The following is a 16,619-nucleotide window of genomic DNA, read 5'->3' as shown; positions in this document are numbered from 1 at the left end:
AAGAATTTTATCAATTGAAGTAATTGTTGTGGTTTCCTCATCAAGGTAAAGAAATATTTAATTTACGCTATAGAACATCAGAGTTTCATTTTACAAAGGATTTGCAGCAGCTCCGATTTTGAAAGAGCGGCATTAATCCCTTGGCCCATGACCCATGGAGTCTGGTGCTCCTTGGTGGTATCTAAATCTCTCAACAAATTTTCCATCAATTACTTTAATACGACCCTTGATTTTGTTAAATAATTTTTCCTTTTCTGCGGCGGGATAGTTTTCAATATCATGTCCCAGATAATTATTCCATCCTGATGTCCATTGACTCACATATTTGGAGCCTGCGTTTACGCGCTGATCTACGAAGTCAGTAATATCTACAATAGTGTTTTTGTCCGACACATTGCCTCCATAGAAAAGGAATTCAGGAATAACATGCGCCTCTAATTTGTCCTGTATGATATGCCCTTCATACATCAAAGGCCATTCGGCTGCTCTTACAGCATCAGCGGCCAAATATGCCGCCGCACGATGATCACTTTTGTGCCAAACCTGATAATTATAACCAGGATCAAAAGCCATTAATACATCGGGTTTTAGCTTTCTTATATAATATACCAATTTACCAATAGCTTCCTCCTTATTCGCAAATTCCAGTCTACCATCATCATAACCCAAATTAATGTACCGATCTTCAGATAAACCAATTTGTTTCATTGCATCGAGTTGTTCAATCCGTCTAATCTTGGCAAGGTCATCCTTTCCAAGTTTTGTGTCCTTTGTTCCTACATTCCCGGTACTCATGGTCAGGATATATATTTCATTGCCATTTTTATTTAGCATAGCCAATGTGCCATGGGATTGATGATCATCATCGGGATGAGCCCCAATCAATAGCACTTTCTTTCCCTTCCAGTTTTCAACTGCTTCTTTTGGTTGTGCAAACGCAATTAGTGAAGTAAAAATCAAATAGCTAAAAATTGAGACTTTCATAGTTTTCATCAAGATAAAGTTTATGCTGAATATAAATATAAGTATTTTACGCATTCAAATCCTTCCGGATTAAAGCCTTAATCTATTCAATTCGTGCTGTATGACCGAATCTTAAAAGTTACAAGAACTATGGCCGATTTAGACCATTCCCTGGGGTAAACGGAGATCATATTTAGCTAAGCAATTCAATGTATAAGTTTGTAACGGGAGGGTTGGTTAGGAAAAGACCCTTTTTAAAGCCACATCAAATTGCTTCATGTCCTCCATAGTTCCGGTACTAATTCGTGCCCAATCATAAAAAGGAGGGAACGGTCTTCCGATAAAAACATTCTCTTTTTCCATGGCCGGCATAAGTCCACTGATATGTTTACCGGTTTTAAAAAAGACAAAATTGGTATGGGATTTAATATATGGAAGCTCTAAATCGTCCAAAGTCTTATATATGGATTCTTTTGCCTCAACATTTTTGGCAATACTGAACTTGTAGAACTCATCATCATCCAAGGCTTGCTTTGCAGCTTCAATGGCCAAAACATTGGTCATTGCCATGATATTCTTTCTTAAACGTTTTGCAATATCCGGCCGTGCTACCAAATAACCAATACGCATGCCCGCCATACCATACACTTTGGAAAAAGTTTTGGACACAATAATGTTCTTACCTTCCTTTACCAAACTGACCATAGAAGGATAATCCGGTTCCGTGATAAAATCGTAATATGCTTCATCGCTAAAAACCATGGCTTTTTCACTGGTGCTTTCGCAAAAGGATTTCAGGTCGTTTTTGTCCAAAAGGGTCCCGGTGGGATTGTTGGGGTTACAGATAAATATGAGTCGGGTTTTACTATTGATTCGGTTTTCCATTTCCTTTAAATCGTGTTGCATATTCTCGTCCACAGGAACTCGGTGTACGTAGGCGCCAAAGTTTTCGGCATAAGTAAGCATGGATTGAAAGGTTGGGTCGGCAGCAATCAACTCACCACCATTTAAACCGTAGGTAAGACCCACTGCCTTAAGTCCTTCCGTGGACCCACCGGTGACAACGATATGATCTGTTGAGACTCCCTCGGTCTCTGCTATTTTTTCCAAGAGTGGTTTAAAGACCATGGATGGATACCTACAAGCCTTATCAAAAGCGGCAGTAATGGCTTTCCTTACTTTATCCGAAGGTCCGAACGGATTTTCATTGCTATTAAGCTTGGCAATTTTTAGCGCGGTATTGTTACTTCCTTTTAAGGTATTACCCCATGCCAGTTGGGCCGTACCTCCCAAAACTGTAAAACCACTACTGAGCGCAAAAGTCTTTAACCAGTTTCTTCGATCTATATGATTCATACCTTTGTATTTGATTTATAAGGTACAAAAACTTAGACTTCCGGAAGTTTTTTATTCGGGGATATTATTTAAGAAGATCTTATACTAAAGTTGATATTCTTCGTTGTTGTTATCCTTATTCTCTTTTTTGGTGGAATTGAAAATATCTTTCAAAATATAAGCCGTAACTATAGTTAAACCGGTTGTAAGGGTAGGTATGGAATAATCCCACTTTAAAAGATGCATTAATCCCCCAGCAATGATGACAAGAACACCTATGACCATAGCAAAGTTCCATCCAATTTCTATAAGGGTATTGGTCGATTTTTTATCGTTGTCCATAAAATAGGCGGTTCCTTCCATCGCAAACCAAACAATAAAGGATATTGCGGTACCAATTTGAAATAATATAGTATACGGAAAATCCATGATTCTTAGAAGACCATTGGTAGTCCAAAAAAGAACCAATATCATTTTAATATAATCTACCGGTTTCTTTTCCTTTTTTTTGGCAAACCTGATTGCGTAAAGAATACCTATAGCCAAAAACGATACTAAAATAATTCCTCCGGAATACGGCCAATTTATAATACGGGTAAGCATTCCAACAACCAAACAAGCTAATGATATTCTAAGGGGAGTTTTTAGGGTTTTGTTAGATTTGCTCATAACACATTTTTAATTGATTACTTTGATGTTGGATTTTAAACCTTCCATAATTCCTATAATGTTTTTAATGGTTTCGTTCAAATAATAACGAACCAATATATGTGGAATTCGGATGGTGGTAAAACCATTCTTAAAAGAATGCATAGCTTCTTCCAGGTTGTTGATTGCCTCTTCTTCGGTTAACTTTTCATAACCGCAGTCGATTTCAATGTTTAATTTTACTCTAGAAATAGCGATGTCTACGGACTTTTTACCGTCCCACCATTCTAGCATGCCATGGACACCGGCTTCTTTAAGGCCATAATATAATTGAATAGCCTCTAAGGGGGTTTTGTTCTTTTTGATCAACTCCTTAATAAGTTCTTGGTGATGGGCGCAAAGCTCAACACCAATACTTTCAATGGCATTTTTATGATCAAGATATCCAAGTTCTTTTTTACATTCTAAACAAGTCATTAAGTAGGTTAAATTTTTGGTTCGGGGATATTAATAACATCAATTTTTTAGGTTTAGTATTAAGAATCGATGTATGACATCCTGATTTTAGACGAACGACATTTTTTTAGATAAACGGTATTCGAAAATGTTAAAACTGTGGTGAAATTCAATTTTTTTAAAGGGAAATTTTTTTAAATCATTTGAGGGTATATTTACAAAACCTAAATTTTTTATCAATGTTCAGAAAAATGGGTCCTGGAGTATTGGTTGCGGCTGCTTTTATAGGACCGGGTACCGTTACCGCATGTACCTTGGCCGGTGTATCGTTTGGATATTCCCTTTTATGGGCCATGCTGTTATCAGTTTTGGCCACAATGGTGTTACAGGAAATGTCTGCTAGACTTGGAATAATAACGCAAAAAGGGTTGGCAGAGGTCATAAAACAGGAAATTTCTAATAAATATTTAAGGACACTGGTTGTAATTATTATACTATCGGCAATAGTAATTGGAAATGCCGCTTATGAGGCGGGAAATATTGGAGGAGGTATCTTAGGATTGGAGGCAATTTTAGGGAATACCTACACATCATACTTTCCTTTTGTAATTGGAATAATTGCATTTGTACTCTTATATATTGGCAATTATAAGTTGTTGGAAAAGGTATTCATTTCATTGGTTATTCTAATGAGTTTTTCATTTGTATTAACTGCCTTGCTTACACAGCCAAATATTGGTCAAGTACTTAAAGGACTATTTGTACCCAAAGTTGATAGTGAAAGTTTATTAACGGTTATTGCGCTGGTGGGAACTACTGTTGTTCCCTATAATTTATTCTTGCACGCTTCTTTGGTCAGTGAGAAATGGAATTCTAAAAGTGATTTAAAATATTGTAGGCGAGATACCTTTATCTCTATACTTTTTGGTGGATTCGTCTCTATTTGTATAATAATTTCCGCAGCTTCTATAGATTTGATCGAGGTGACAAATGTAATGGATATGACAAAAGCGTTGGAACCTTTATATGGAGCGGGTGCTAAGTATTTTATGGGTATTGGTCTGTTTGCTGCAGGGGTTACTTCAGCTATCACCGCTCCTTTGGCTGCCGCTTATGTCGCGGCGAGTTGTTTCGGTTGGAAAAACGGCTTTAAGGATTTTAAATTTAGATTGGTATGGATATTAATTTTAATCTTGGGTGTATTTTTTCTCTCCTTTGAAATAAGACCCATTGAAGTAATTAAATTTGCGCAAGTCGCCAATGGTATTCTTTTACCTTTTATAGCTATATTTCTCCTTTGGGTTGTAAATAGGGTGCGGGTAATGGGTGAAAATAGGAATACCATTATACAGAATACAATGGGTTTAACTATCGTTTTGCTATCAATTTTGTTAGGCGCAAAAAGTATATTGAAGGTTTTTGAAATTTTTTAAATGGGAGTAATATTAATTGACATTAATTGTGATGTAGGCGAAGGCGTAAATAATGAGTCACAACTCTTTCCCTTTATTTCTTCATGTAACATTGCTTGTGGTGGACATACAGGGGATAGTGAGTCGATGACCAAGACGGCTCGTTTGGCTATTAAGCATAAGGTAAAAATAGGCGCTCATCCTTCATATCCCGATAAAAAGAATTTTGGTAGGGAGACCATGAAAATTTCTGATAAAAAACTTACAAGTAGTATAAAGGAACAGATTTCTCTTATAATTGATATATGTAATCAAGAGAAGGCTGTGGTAACACATATAAAGCCACATGGCGCACTATATAATGATGTTGCAAGGGATAGGTCTTTGGCAGAACTATTTTTAGATGCTATTTCTGAATATAAAACGGATCTAGAGTTGTTTGTTCCCTATGGTGCCTTGATTCAAAGATTGGCCAAAATGAATGGGTTCAGGACAAAAATTGAAGCTTTTGCCGATAGAAACTACAATAGTGATTTAAGTCTTGTATCCCGTTCCGAGCCACATGCGCTCATAGAAAAACCTTCAGAAGTATTAAACCATCTTATGCGCATAGTTAGGACGAAAAGAGTGTTGACCATTTCCAAGGAATTTAAACCCTTGAATGCGGATACTTATTGTATCCATGGGGACACTTCTGGGGCTTTACAAATATTGATGTATATTTCGGAAGAATTGCCAAAACACCAAATAGCCTTAAAGAAATGATTCATCCCCCCATATCATTGAAACCTTATGGAAATCATGCCTTATTGGTTGAATGGCCCAATGAAGTGAGCGAAATTATTTTAGATAGTATCTTGGACTTTGAGGACTTTCTAAGAAAAGACTGTCTAGAGGAAGCTGAGTGGGAAACCATCTCCGCCTATAATTCATTGTTATTGGTTAATCCATCAGTCGAAATCGATTACGAAAATTTTGAATCAAAAATTTATGAATGGTATGAACAATCGAAAGAAGCCCCTAAAAGACCGCAATTGTTATGGAAACTCCCGGTAAGCTATGATGTCTCCTTCGGTATCGATTTGGAAGAAGTGTCCAAAAATATCGGGAAGTCTGTGGAGGAGGTTATTGAACTTCACACTTCAAACATTTATACTGTTTATGGTATAGGGTTTTTACCCGGATTCATGTACTTGGGTGGTGTTCACAAGGATTTGGAAACTCCTAGGAAGGCTACTCCTAGATTAAAAGTAGCAAAAGGTGCTGTTGGTATTGCCGGAAAACAAACCGGTATATATCCGCAAGAGTCTCCAGGAGGTTGGAATATTATAGGAAATTGCCCTGTACCACTTTTTGATAAGGCCAAAGATGACCCATGCTTCGTTAATGTTGGTGATAGAATTCAATTTCAACAAGTATCCAAGGGCGAGCATGAGCTACATAAAATTGAAGCCGAAGTAGGCATATATAAACCAGAAAAAGTTGTTTTAGATGCTTAAGGTTCTAAAGGCGGGTTTTTTTACTAGCGTCCAAGATGTTGGGAGGTTTCATCATAGAAACAAAGGTGTTCCGGTATCCGGCTCTATGGACCAACTATCAGTTCACAAGGCGAATACGTTATTGGAAAACGACGTTAATTGTGCGGTTTTGGAAGTTACCATGACCGGTCCCACGCTAATTTTTGAGGAGGAAACCTATATTGTTTTGGCAGGAGCAATAATATCGGTCACATTAAATAATGAACCTGTTCATAACTACAAGGTGTACAAAGTACATGTGGGTGATATATTGTCTTATGGCAAACTAGAAAAAGGATTTAGAACGTACTTAGCCTTAAAAGGTGGTTTTAAAACAAAGGAAATATTAGGTAGTAGGTCTTTTTATCTTCCAATCACAAATAATAACCGAATAGAGGAAGGTGACACTATCCCCTATAAAGCCGTTAATTCCTATGAACCCAAAATATCGGAAATAAAAGTTGATAGTTTTTTGGATGAGGTGGTCTTGGAGGTGTACAAGGCACCGGAATATGAATTGCTGACAGATAGACAACTCGAAATATTGTTTTCAAAAGAATTTACCATTTCAAAGGAAAATAATCGAATGGCCTACCAATTGGTTGAACAGATAGAAAAGCATAATATCAGCATTTTAACGTCGGCCACCTTACCTGGAACGGTTCAGTTAACACCTTCGGGAAAATTGATTATTCTTATGAAAGATGGGCAGACCACAGGGGGGTACCCAAGGATTTTGCAACTCTCCGATAAATCAATCTCCATTTTAGCGCAAAAGCGGGAGGGCAATACCGTTTCTTTTAAATTTATATAAATTTTGAGGATTTTTATTTTATGAAACTATTTTTTGGCTAGCTAAAAATTTTATGTACTATTGCCTTATGAATTTGAAATACATTATAGTCAGTGTGGTCGTCATTATTTCCTGTTGGAAATGATATAGATTTTTCATTGACTTAAAAAACCTGTATCAGACGCGTCCGATACAGGTTTTTTTATATGCTGCAATCAAATCTTATATGTATTGAATATGATATAAAAACAAAGGTTAAAATATTGAAAATCAATTATTTAAATAAAATTTTATCGCATTGAATTTGAACCCAGAAATTTTGTTAAAAAAACAACGATTATTAAACTTTTATCTTTGAAATAAACCGACTTAAATTTTAAGATTACCAGACTACAATATTATTATGGAATTAAACAAATACAGTAAAAGTGTAACCCAAGACCCTTCATTGCCTGCGGCACAAGCTATGCTGCATGCTATTGGTTTAACCGATGACGATTTAAAGAAACCGCTAGTCGGAATTGCAAGTACTGGTTATGAGGGAAATCCCTGTAATATGCACTTGAATGATTTGGCAGTCCATGTTAAGAAAGGAGCTGATAATGCTGGTCTGGTTGGTTTGATATTTAATACTATTGGTGTTAGTGACGGCATTTCCAATGGAACTCCGGGAATGCGTTTTTCATTGCCATCTCGGGATATTATCGCGGATTCCATGGAAACCGTGGTAGAGGCTATGAGTTATGATGGCTTGGTTACCGTTGTAGGGTGCGATAAAAATATGCCCGGAGCGCTAATGGCCATGCTTAGGTTAAATAGGCCTTCCGTCTTGGTATATGGTGGAACTATTGCGTCGGGGTGTCATAACGGTAAGAAATTGGATATAATTTCTGCTTTTGAGGCCTATGGACAAAAAGTTGCTGGAAATATTGATGAAACGGAATATAAAGAAGTAATTCATAAAGCTTGTCCCGGGGCAGGTGCTTGTGGCGGTATGTATACGGCCAATACTATGGCATCGGCCATAGAGGCTTTAGGGATGTCTCTTCCTTTCAACTCTTCCAATCCTGCAATAAGCGATGGAAATTTAAAGGAGCAAGAATCTGTTAAGGCAGGTGAAGCATTACGTTTTTTATTGGAGAAGGATATTAAACCCTTGGATATTGTAACCAAAGAATCATTGGAGAATGCCTTTAGATTGGTTACTGTTTTAGGAGGTTCTACGAATGCCGTGCTCCACTTTTTAGCAATTGCAAAGGCCGCGCAAATTGAATTTACACTAGAGGACTTCAAGAGAATAAGTGATAACACACCACTTTTAGCCAATTTAAAGCCGAGTGGTAAATATTCAATGGAAGACCTTCATGGAGTTGGTGGAATTCCAGGTGTTTTAAAATATATGTTGGATAATGATATGCTTCATGGCGATTGTTTGACGGTTACGGGTAAGTCTCTGGCTGAAAACTTACAGGATGTACCAAATTTGATTGAAGGTCAGGATATAGTAAGCACCTTGGATAAACCAATTAAGGAAACTGGACATATTAGAATTTTATTTGGAAATCTTGCAACAGAAGGTGCAGTTGCTAAAATTACAGGTAAAGAAGGCTTATCCTTTAAAGGAACTGCTAATGTTTTTGATAGTGAAACAGCGGTAAACGAAGGTATAAAAACGGGTAAAGTGAAGAAGGGGGATGTTGTTATTATTCGTTATGAGGGACCCAAAGGCGCACCAGGTATGCCAGAAATGTTAAAACCAACGTCTTCCATTATGGGTGCTGGTCTGGGTAAGGAAGTTGCCCTAATAACAGATGGTCGTTTTTCTGGGGGTTCTCACGGATTTGTGGTTGGCCATGTGGCTCCCGAGGCTCAAGTAGGTGGTAATATTGCCTTGGTCGAGAACGGGGATATCATTTCTATTGATGCCGTAAACAATACGATTGATATCGAAATTTCCGACGAAGTATTGAATGAAAGACGCTCAAAATGGGTAGCACCGGAATTAAAGGCTAAAAGAGGTATTTTATATAAATATGCAAAAAGTGTTTCGTCGGCATCCAAAGGATGTGTTACGGACGAATTTTAATAATTGGCATATTATTAATAGGTTGATATGGAAACATTGAAAGAACAAAAGACAGCACAAAAGACCAAGAAATCAATTAAGATAAGTGGAGCGGAGGCAATTATACACTGTTTGCTTGCCGAAGGTGTCGATTTGCTTTATGGATACCCAGGAGGGGCCATTATGCCTGTCTATGACGAGCTTTATAAATTTCAAGATAAACTCACCCATATCCTTACAAGACATGAACAGGGTGCGGCACATGCGGCACAAGGTTATGCAAGGGTATCTGGTAGGGTAGGGGTTGCAATGGCAACATCCGGACCAGGTGCTACTAATTTGGTGACAGGTTTAGCGGATGCCCAAATAGATTCTACCCCATTAGTCTGTATTACGGGACAGGTAACAAGGGAATTATTGGGTTCCGATGCCTTTCAGGAAACGGATATCATTGGTATTTCAACACCGGTTACCAAATGGAACTATCAAGTGACGAAGGCTTCTGAAATTCCTGAGATTATGGCCAAGGCTTTCTATATTGCAAAATCGGGACGTCCAGGTCCTGTTTTAGTGGATATCACTAAAAACGCACAATTTGATGAATTGGACTTTAGTTATACACCGTGTACCGGAGTTAGAAGCTATAAACCAGCTCCAACGCCAGATATAGAATCTTTAAAACAGGCGGCAGATCTTATTAATTCAGCAAAAAAACCCTTTATCGTTTGGGGCCAGGGAGTAATACTTGGAAAAGCGGAACAAGAATTAAAGGAGTTGGTTGAAAAGGCAGGAATACCTGCGGCGTGGACTATAATGGGTGCATCTGCCTTGGATTCCGAACATCCCCTAAATGTAGGTATGGTTGGAATGCATGGGAATTACGGCCCAAATCTATTGACCAATCAGTGTGATGTTTTAATCGCCATAGGTATGCGTTTCGATGATCGTGTAACGGGAAGGTTGGAAGATTACGCAACACAAGCCAAGGTTATTCATTTTGAAATTGACCCGGCCGAAGTAAATAAGAATGTACATGCCGATGTTGCGGTTCTTGGTAATTCCAAAGAAACTTTGGGATTAATTTTGCCTATGATCAATTCTAAAAGTCATGAATCATGGCATAATATCTTTAAGGAAAAATATCAAATTGAATACGATACGGTAATAAAAAATGATATTCACCCTACTAAGGAAGGACTTACTATGGGCGAGGTAATCGAGGAGATAAATTTAGCATCTGACCAAAAGGCAGTTATAGTAACGGATGTAGGACAACATCAAATGATTGGTTGTAGATATGCTAAGTTTAAAGAGTCTAAAAGTAACATAACTTCTGGGGGTCTGGGAACCATGGGGTTTGCCTTACCGGCTGCTATCGGTGCCAAAATGGGTGCTATGGATAGGGAAGTGGTTGCAATAATAGGAGACGGTGGATACCAAATGACAATTCAGGAATTGGGGGTTATTTTTCAACATAATATCCCTGTAAAAATTGTGGTACTTAACAATGATCACTTAGGTATGGTGCGTCAATGGCAAGAATTATTCTTTGACCGCCGATACGCCTCTACCGTAATGACGAATCCAGATTTCGTAAAGATTGCTGAGGGGTATCATATAGAATCAAAAAGGGTATCGGAAAGAAAGGATTTGAAAAGTACGATTCAGTATATGATGGCTTCTAAAAATCCATTTTTCCTCGAGGTGAAAGTTGAAAAAGAGGACAATGTGTTCCCAATGATACCATCTGGTGCGGCCGTATCAGAAATAAGATTAAAATAATCAATGAACGATTCCCATATACAGGATATTCCAAAAGTCCATAATCAAATTCAAGGTAAATCCGATGAGATTGGATTCACGATGCCTTCCGATTTGTATGTCGGTACTTTTCTGAAAACCTTGATTAGCTCAAAACCTAAGTCAAGGATATTGGAACTGGGAACGGGGATAGGGTTAAGTCTTTCTTGGATGATAGATGGGATGGATAGGGATTCCCATTTGACTACGGTGGATAATGATCCTGAATTAATTGAAATTGCCAAATCCTTTTTTGGCAACGACAAGAGGCTTAGCATTGTTTGTCAAGATGGAGCTGAATGGATACTTAATTATTCAGGACCTAAATTCGATTTGATTTTTGCCGATGCATGGCCAGGAAAATATGGACAGTTGGTTGAAACTTTGAATATGTTGAGGGTAGGTGGTTTTTATGTGATAGACGATATGATAGCACAGCCCAATTGGCCGGAAGGGCATGATAAAAATGTAAGTGATTTGGTGGGTTACTTGGAGAAGAGGGAGGATTTGACCTTGACAAAAATGAATTGGTCAACAGGAATTATTTTGGCAGTAAAGAATAAATAAGGACTAGTTTTGGTCCATTTTCATGAACAAATTGTTACGGGAGCCGTAGCAAGGGAATAGGATTTAATTATGAAAAAAGAATGGTTTACTATTTCGGTATATTCCGAAAATAATGTTGGATTACTCAATAGAATATCAGGGATTTTCTTAAAAAGACATATTAACATAGAAAGCCTCAACGTATCGAAATCGGAAATAGATAATGTATCTAAATTTACCATCGTTGTATATACAACGGAGAAGTGGGTACGCAACATTGTCGGACAAATTGAAAAGCAGATAGAGGTCATAAAGGCTTTTTACCATACGGATGACGAAACCATATATCAGGAATCCGCGTTGTTTAAAATTGCTTCAAACTTGTTGTTTGACGAGCGTCAAATTCAGAATATTATCAAAGAGAGCAATTCCCAAATTGTCACTGTTTCCAGGGAGTTTTTCATTTTGGCAAAAAGTGGAAGGCGATATGAGATCGATGAAATGTACGAACAGTTCAAACCTTTTGGGATTATGCAATTTGTTAGATCTGGGCGTATATCCGTGACCAAGGATGAAATGCAAATTTCTACCTTATTGAAAGAGTTTCAACACAATTAATAAATTTGAATATTAACTAATCATTTTCCTCCGGGAAAAAATACACTTAAAAACAACTAATAAAATGTCAAACTACTTTAATACGCTGTCATTAAGAGACCAATTAACACAATTGGGAAAATGTAGATTTATGGATTCTTCGGAATTTGCAGATGGCGTAACCGCGTTAAAAGGAAAGAAAATTGTAATCGTTGGTTGTGGAGCCCAAGGTTTAAATCAGGGATTGAACATGAGGGATTCCGGATTGGATATTGCATATACATTAAGGGACGCAGCAATTAAAGAGAAAAGGCAATCTTACCTTAACGCTACTGAAAATGGCTTTACCGTGGGTACTTATGATGAACTTATTCCTAGTGCAGATCTTGTTATAAACCTAACCCCGGATAAACAACATACGCAAGTAGTAGGAGCAGTTATGCCGCTTATGAAAAAGGGTGCTACCTTATCCTACTCCCATGGATTTAATATTGTGGAAGAAGGTACTCAAATACGTGAAGACCTAACGGTTATCATGGTAGCTCCCAAGAGCCCAGGTTCCGAGGTTAGAGAGGAGTATAAAAGGGGTTTTGGGGTTCCTACTTTAATAGCGGTCCACCCAGAAAATGACCCTGAAGGAAAAGGATTGGAGCAGGCTAAAGCCTATGCTGCTGCAACCGGTGGTCACAAGGCCGGGGTTTTGGAATCCTCTTTCGTGGCCGAGGTTAAATCGGATTTAATGGGGGAACAGACTATTCTTTGTGGTTTGTTACAAACGGGATCCATTCTTTGTTTTGACAAAATGATAGAAAAAGGCATTGATGCGGGTTATGCTTCTAAATTAATTCAGTACGGGTGGGAAACCATAACAGAAGGTATGAAATATGGGGGTATCACCAATATGATGGACCGACTTTCAAATCCCGCAAAGATTAAGGCTTTCGAACTTTCGGAAGAATTAAAGGATATTATGAGGCCTTTGTTTCAAAAGCATATGGATGATATCATGACAGGACATTTTTCTAAAACCATGATGGAAGATTGGGCCAATGATGATAAAAATCTATTAACATGGAGAGCTGCCACAGGCGAAACCGCTTTTGAGAAAACACCAGCTGGTGGCGATGAAATTACTGAGCAGGAGTTTTACGATAATGGTGTTTTAATGGTTGCCATGGTACGAGCCGGTGTAGAATTGGCATTTGAGTCCATGACGGAATCAGGTATCATAGGGGAATCGGCCTATTACGAATCACTTCATGAAACACCACTAATTGCCAATACCATTGCAAGAAAGAAACTGTTTGAAATGAATCGTGTTATTTCGGATACTGCAGAATACGGTTGCTATCTTTTTGACCATGCCTGTAAACCATTATTGGCCGATTTTATGAAGAAAGTGGATGTTGATGTGATCGGTAAGCATTATGGAGAAGGTGATGATAATGGTGTTGACAATGCCAAACTTATTGCCGTAAACAAATCATTGAGAGAGCATCCGGTAGAAGTGGTAGGTACTCGATTGAGAGCGTCCATGACCGCAATGAAACCAATAGTTTAGTTTATGGCAAACCTAAACCTTTACCATTGATCTTATGGAATATTTTCCTAAGGTAGAGGATATAAAAAAAGCGGCGTTGACCATCCGGCAAGTATCGGAGGTAACGCCGCTTGCTCATAGTATACGCCTATCAAAACAGTATGGGGCCAATATCCATTTAAAGCGGGAAGATTTGCAGCGTGTAAGGTCCTATAAGATACGTGGAGCTTTCAATAAGATAAATTCCCTATCAAGCGATGAACGAATATATGGTGTAGTTTGTGCAAGTGCAGGCAATCATGCACAGGGAGTAGCTTTTGCATGTAAGCATCTAAAAATTGAGGGCACCATTTATATGCCGGCCGTTACCCCCAAACAAAAGGTGGAACAAACCAAAATGTTCGGTGAAGAATGGGTTACTGTAGTGCTGGAAGGTGATACTTTTGACGACTCTTTCGACGCAGCTTTGAGTTATTGTCTGCAAGAGAACAAGTTTTTTATTCATCCTTTCGATGATCCAAAAGTTATAGAAGGTCAAGGAACTGTTGGTCTGGAATTACTGGACCAAACAAAGCTTCCTATTGATTATATTTTTGTAGCTATTGGGGGTGGGGGATTGGCATCTGGATTAATTGCTGTATTCAACACACTGTCGTCCCATACCAAAATTATAGGGGTGGAACCTGATGGCGCCCCCTCTATGAAAATTTCCATTGAAAATGGTAAGAATACGGCCTTATCCAATATTGATAAATTCATTGATGGTGCTGCCGTAAAAAAGGTAGGTGATTTAACATTCTCCATTTGTAAAGAAAATCTACACGATATCATAACGGTTCATGAAGGTAAAGTTTGCCAATCTATTTTAGATTTGTATAATAGGGATGCCATTGTGGTAGAGCCAGCTGGAGCCCTTAGTATAGCTGCATTGGATGCCTATGCATCGAAAATCAAAGGCAAAAATGTGGTTTGCATTGTAAGTGGTAGTAATAATGATATTACCAGAACGGCTGAAATAAAAGAGAGAGCACTTTTATATGGCAAATTAAAACATTATTTTATCGTAAGATTTCCTCAGCGTCCAGGGGCATTGAAACAATTCGTTGCTGAAATATTAGGTCCAAATGATGATATTACACATTTTGAGTATTCTAAAAAATCAAGCAAGGAGAATGCACCGGCAGTAGTGGGAATTGAGCTAAAAAATCCTGAGGATTTACAGCCTTTAATGGACAGAATGAAGGCGAACAATTTTTTTGGTGATTATATTAACGACAAACCCGATTTATTTCAATATTTGGTATAAAAATTAAAACATGAGTATAAAGAACACTAACATACCTAAGGAATTTGCGATAGAAAATCCTATTCATCAAAATAAATATTTGGTAGATGGACAGTTGAAAGAGTGGACAGGTGAAACAACAGATGTATTTTCAACTATTTCTTCCACTGACGAGTATAAACCTACCTTATTGGGCAGTGTTCCCGATTTACAGGAACCAGAAGCAATCGATGCCTTAAATGGTGCTTTAAAGGCATATAATAAAGGTCAGGGCGTATGGCCCACCATGCACGTCAGGGACCGGATTATTTGTATGGAGAATTTTGTGGAGCAAATGAAAACAAAAAGGGAGGTAGTTGTAAAACTCCTGATGTGGGAAATAGGAAAATCGCTTCTTGATTCACAAAAAGAATTTGATAGAACGGTCGAGTATGTAGAAGATACGATTGAAGATTATAAGAATTTAGATAGGAATGCGGCCAAGTTTCAAAAACATGACGGTGTTTATGCCCACATAAAACGTGGACCTTTGGGAGTGGTTCTTTGTCTGGGTCCCTATAATTATCCTTTAAACGAAACTTTCGCCTTGTTGATTCCGGCTATTATTATGGGAAATACCACCATTTTTAAACCTGCGAAATATGGGGTTTTACTTATCACTCCTTTATTAGAGGCCTTTCAAACCTGTTTTCCTAAAGGGGTAGTCAATGTATTATTCGGAAGGGGTAGAACTGTAGCAGCACCTATAATGAAGACAGGTAAAGTTGATGTGTTGGCGTTGATAGGTAATAGTAAGTCCGCCAATGCACTACAAGATCAGCATCCTAAAAGTAACCGTCTAAGGTTGGTGCTTGGTCTGGAAGCCAAAAATCCTGCCATTATATTACCAGATGCAGACATGGACCTTACCATAAACGAATGTTTAGCGGGTACCTTATCCTTTAATGGACAACGATGTACCGCACTCAAGGTTATTTACGTACATGAAGAGGTTCGCGAGAATTTTCTCAAAAAGTTTTCCGAAGAAGTGGATAAGTTGAAGTTTGGCAATCCTTGGGATGAGGGCGTAAAATTAACACCATTACCGGAGCCGGATAAACCTGCATATATTCAAGAATTAATTGATGATGCCGTCTCAAAAGGTGCGAGAATTTTAAATAAAAAAGGAGGTAAGCATTTTGATAACTATATATGGCCCGCTGTTTTGTTTCCGGTTACGAAAGATATGCGAGTATACCAAGAGGAGCAATTTGGTCCTATTATACCGATTTTATCATTTGCCGATATTGAAGAGCCTTTAGATGATATGGCAGAAAGCAATTATGGCCAGCAGGTAAGTCTTTTTGGAAAGGACGTATATAGTCTGTCTCCGCTAATTGATTCTTTAGTCAATTTGGTTTGTCGGGTTAATTTAAACAGCTCCTGTCAGCGTGGTCCGGATGTATATCCATTCACGGGAAGGAAAGATTCTGCGCAGGCCACTTTAAGTGTTCATGATGCATTACGATCATTTTCTATTAGAACCTTTGTAGCCTTTAAGGATAACGATTTGAATACTGAAACAGTTCAGCAATTGTTGGAGGCGAAAGTTTCAAATTTTGTAAGTACAGATTATATTTTGTAGTGAAAATTTGTATTGACGAATTCTAAAATGGTCTTTTT

The 16,619-nt window shown here is 38.1% G+C and carries 15 protein-coding genes; 11 read left to right on the top strand and 4 right to left on the bottom strand.

The genetic code is table 11. The features are described from left to right. Positions 1-132 precede the first annotated feature (132 nt). The 4 genes from PP182_RS13135 to PP182_RS13120 form a co-directional block, all read right to left on the bottom strand. Positions 133-993 (bottom strand): PIG-L deacetylase family protein, encoded by an 861-nt coding sequence (locus PP182_RS13135; protein ID WP_272651723.1) that lies wholly within the window; start codon positions 991-993, stop codon positions 133-135. Between the two features lie 207 nt (positions 994-1,200). Continuing rightward, on the bottom strand, positions 1,201-2,319 hold the full coding sequence (locus PP182_RS13130) for a pyridoxal phosphate-dependent aminotransferase (RefSeq protein WP_272651722.1): 1,119 nt from the start codon (positions 2,317-2,319) through the stop codon (positions 1,201-1,203). Between the two features lie 84 nt (positions 2,320-2,403). Next, positions 2,404-2,967 (bottom strand): hypothetical protein, encoded by a 564-nt coding sequence (locus PP182_RS13125; protein ID WP_272651721.1) that lies wholly within the window; start codon positions 2,965-2,967, stop codon positions 2,404-2,406. 9 nt (positions 2,968-2,976) lie between these two features. Continuing rightward, entirely contained in the window at positions 2,977-3,423 is a 447-nt protein-coding gene (locus tag PP182_RS13120) for a hypothetical protein (RefSeq protein WP_272651720.1), read from the bottom strand. A gap of 218 nt (positions 3,424-3,641) precedes the next feature. Here PP182_RS13120 and PP182_RS13115 point away from each other — a divergent pair, with 218 nt between their 5' ends. From PP182_RS13115 to PP182_RS13065, 11 genes are all read left to right on the top strand, one after another. Then, the gene (locus PP182_RS13115; RefSeq protein ID WP_272651719.1) at positions 3,642-4,835 is read left to right on the top strand and encodes an Nramp family divalent metal transporter; all 1,194 of its coding nucleotides are present in this window, start codon (positions 3,642-3,644) and stop codon (positions 4,833-4,835) included. Next, positions 4,836-5,579, top strand: coding sequence for a 5-oxoprolinase subunit PxpA (gene pxpA / locus PP182_RS13110; RefSeq protein ID WP_272651718.1), 744 nt, complete (start codon positions 4,836-4,838; stop codon positions 5,577-5,579). Then, positions 5,576-6,313: a 5-oxoprolinase subunit PxpB gene (pxpB, locus tag PP182_RS13105; protein ID WP_272651717.1), complete on the top strand. Its 738-nt coding sequence runs from the start codon at positions 5,576-5,578 to the stop codon at positions 6,311-6,313. The genes pxpA and pxpB overlap by 4 nt, the downstream gene beginning before the upstream one ends. Next, entirely contained in the window at positions 6,306-7,145 is an 840-nt protein-coding gene (locus PP182_RS13100; RefSeq protein ID WP_272651716.1) for a biotin-dependent carboxyltransferase family protein, read from the top strand. Before pxpB ends, PP182_RS13100 begins: the two co-directional genes overlap by 8 nt. Positions 7,146-7,527: 382 nt before the next feature. Then, a complete protein-coding gene (ilvD, locus tag PP182_RS13095; protein WP_272651715.1) occupies positions 7,528-9,210 on the top strand; it encodes a dihydroxy-acid dehydratase in 1,683 nt (560 codons plus the stop codon). A 27-nt stretch (positions 9,211-9,237) separates the two neighbouring features. Continuing rightward, complete coding sequence (gene ilvB / locus PP182_RS13090; RefSeq protein WP_272651714.1) at positions 9,238-10,971, top strand: biosynthetic-type acetolactate synthase large subunit; 1,734 nt, start codon at positions 9,238-9,240, stop codon at positions 10,969-10,971. 3 nt (positions 10,972-10,974) lie between these two features. Further along, complete coding sequence (locus tag PP182_RS13085; RefSeq protein ID WP_272651713.1) at positions 10,975-11,556, top strand: O-methyltransferase; 582 nt, start codon at positions 10,975-10,977, stop codon at positions 11,554-11,556. A gap of 69 nt (positions 11,557-11,625) precedes the next feature. Then, positions 11,626-12,153 (top strand): acetolactate synthase small subunit, encoded by a 528-nt coding sequence (ilvN, locus tag PP182_RS13080; protein WP_272651712.1) that lies wholly within the window; start codon positions 11,626-11,628, stop codon positions 12,151-12,153. 64 nt (positions 12,154-12,217) lie between these two features. Beyond that, positions 12,218-13,693 carry a ketol-acid reductoisomerase gene (ilvC, locus tag PP182_RS13075; protein ID WP_272651711.1) on the top strand — a complete coding sequence of 492 codons (1,476 nt, stop codon included), beginning with the start codon at positions 12,218-12,220 and terminating at the stop codon, positions 13,691-13,693. 34 nt (positions 13,694-13,727) lie between these two features. Continuing rightward, complete coding sequence (gene ilvA, locus PP182_RS13070) at positions 13,728-14,978, top strand: threonine ammonia-lyase IlvA (RefSeq protein WP_272651710.1); 1,251 nt, start codon at positions 13,728-13,730, stop codon at positions 14,976-14,978. A gap of 10 nt (positions 14,979-14,988) precedes the next feature. Beyond that, a complete protein-coding gene (locus PP182_RS13065; RefSeq protein ID WP_272651709.1) occupies positions 14,989-16,581 on the top strand; it encodes an NADP-dependent glyceraldehyde-3-phosphate dehydrogenase in 1,593 nt (530 codons plus the stop codon). Positions 16,582-16,619 lie beyond the last annotated feature (38 nt).

Origin of the sequence: Maribacter sp. PR1 (assembly GCF_028464145.1) — a bacterium.
GTDB lineage: Bacteria > Bacteroidota > Bacteroidia > Flavobacteriales > Flavobacteriaceae > Maribacter.
This window is presented reverse-complemented; position numbering and strand designations above follow the sequence as displayed.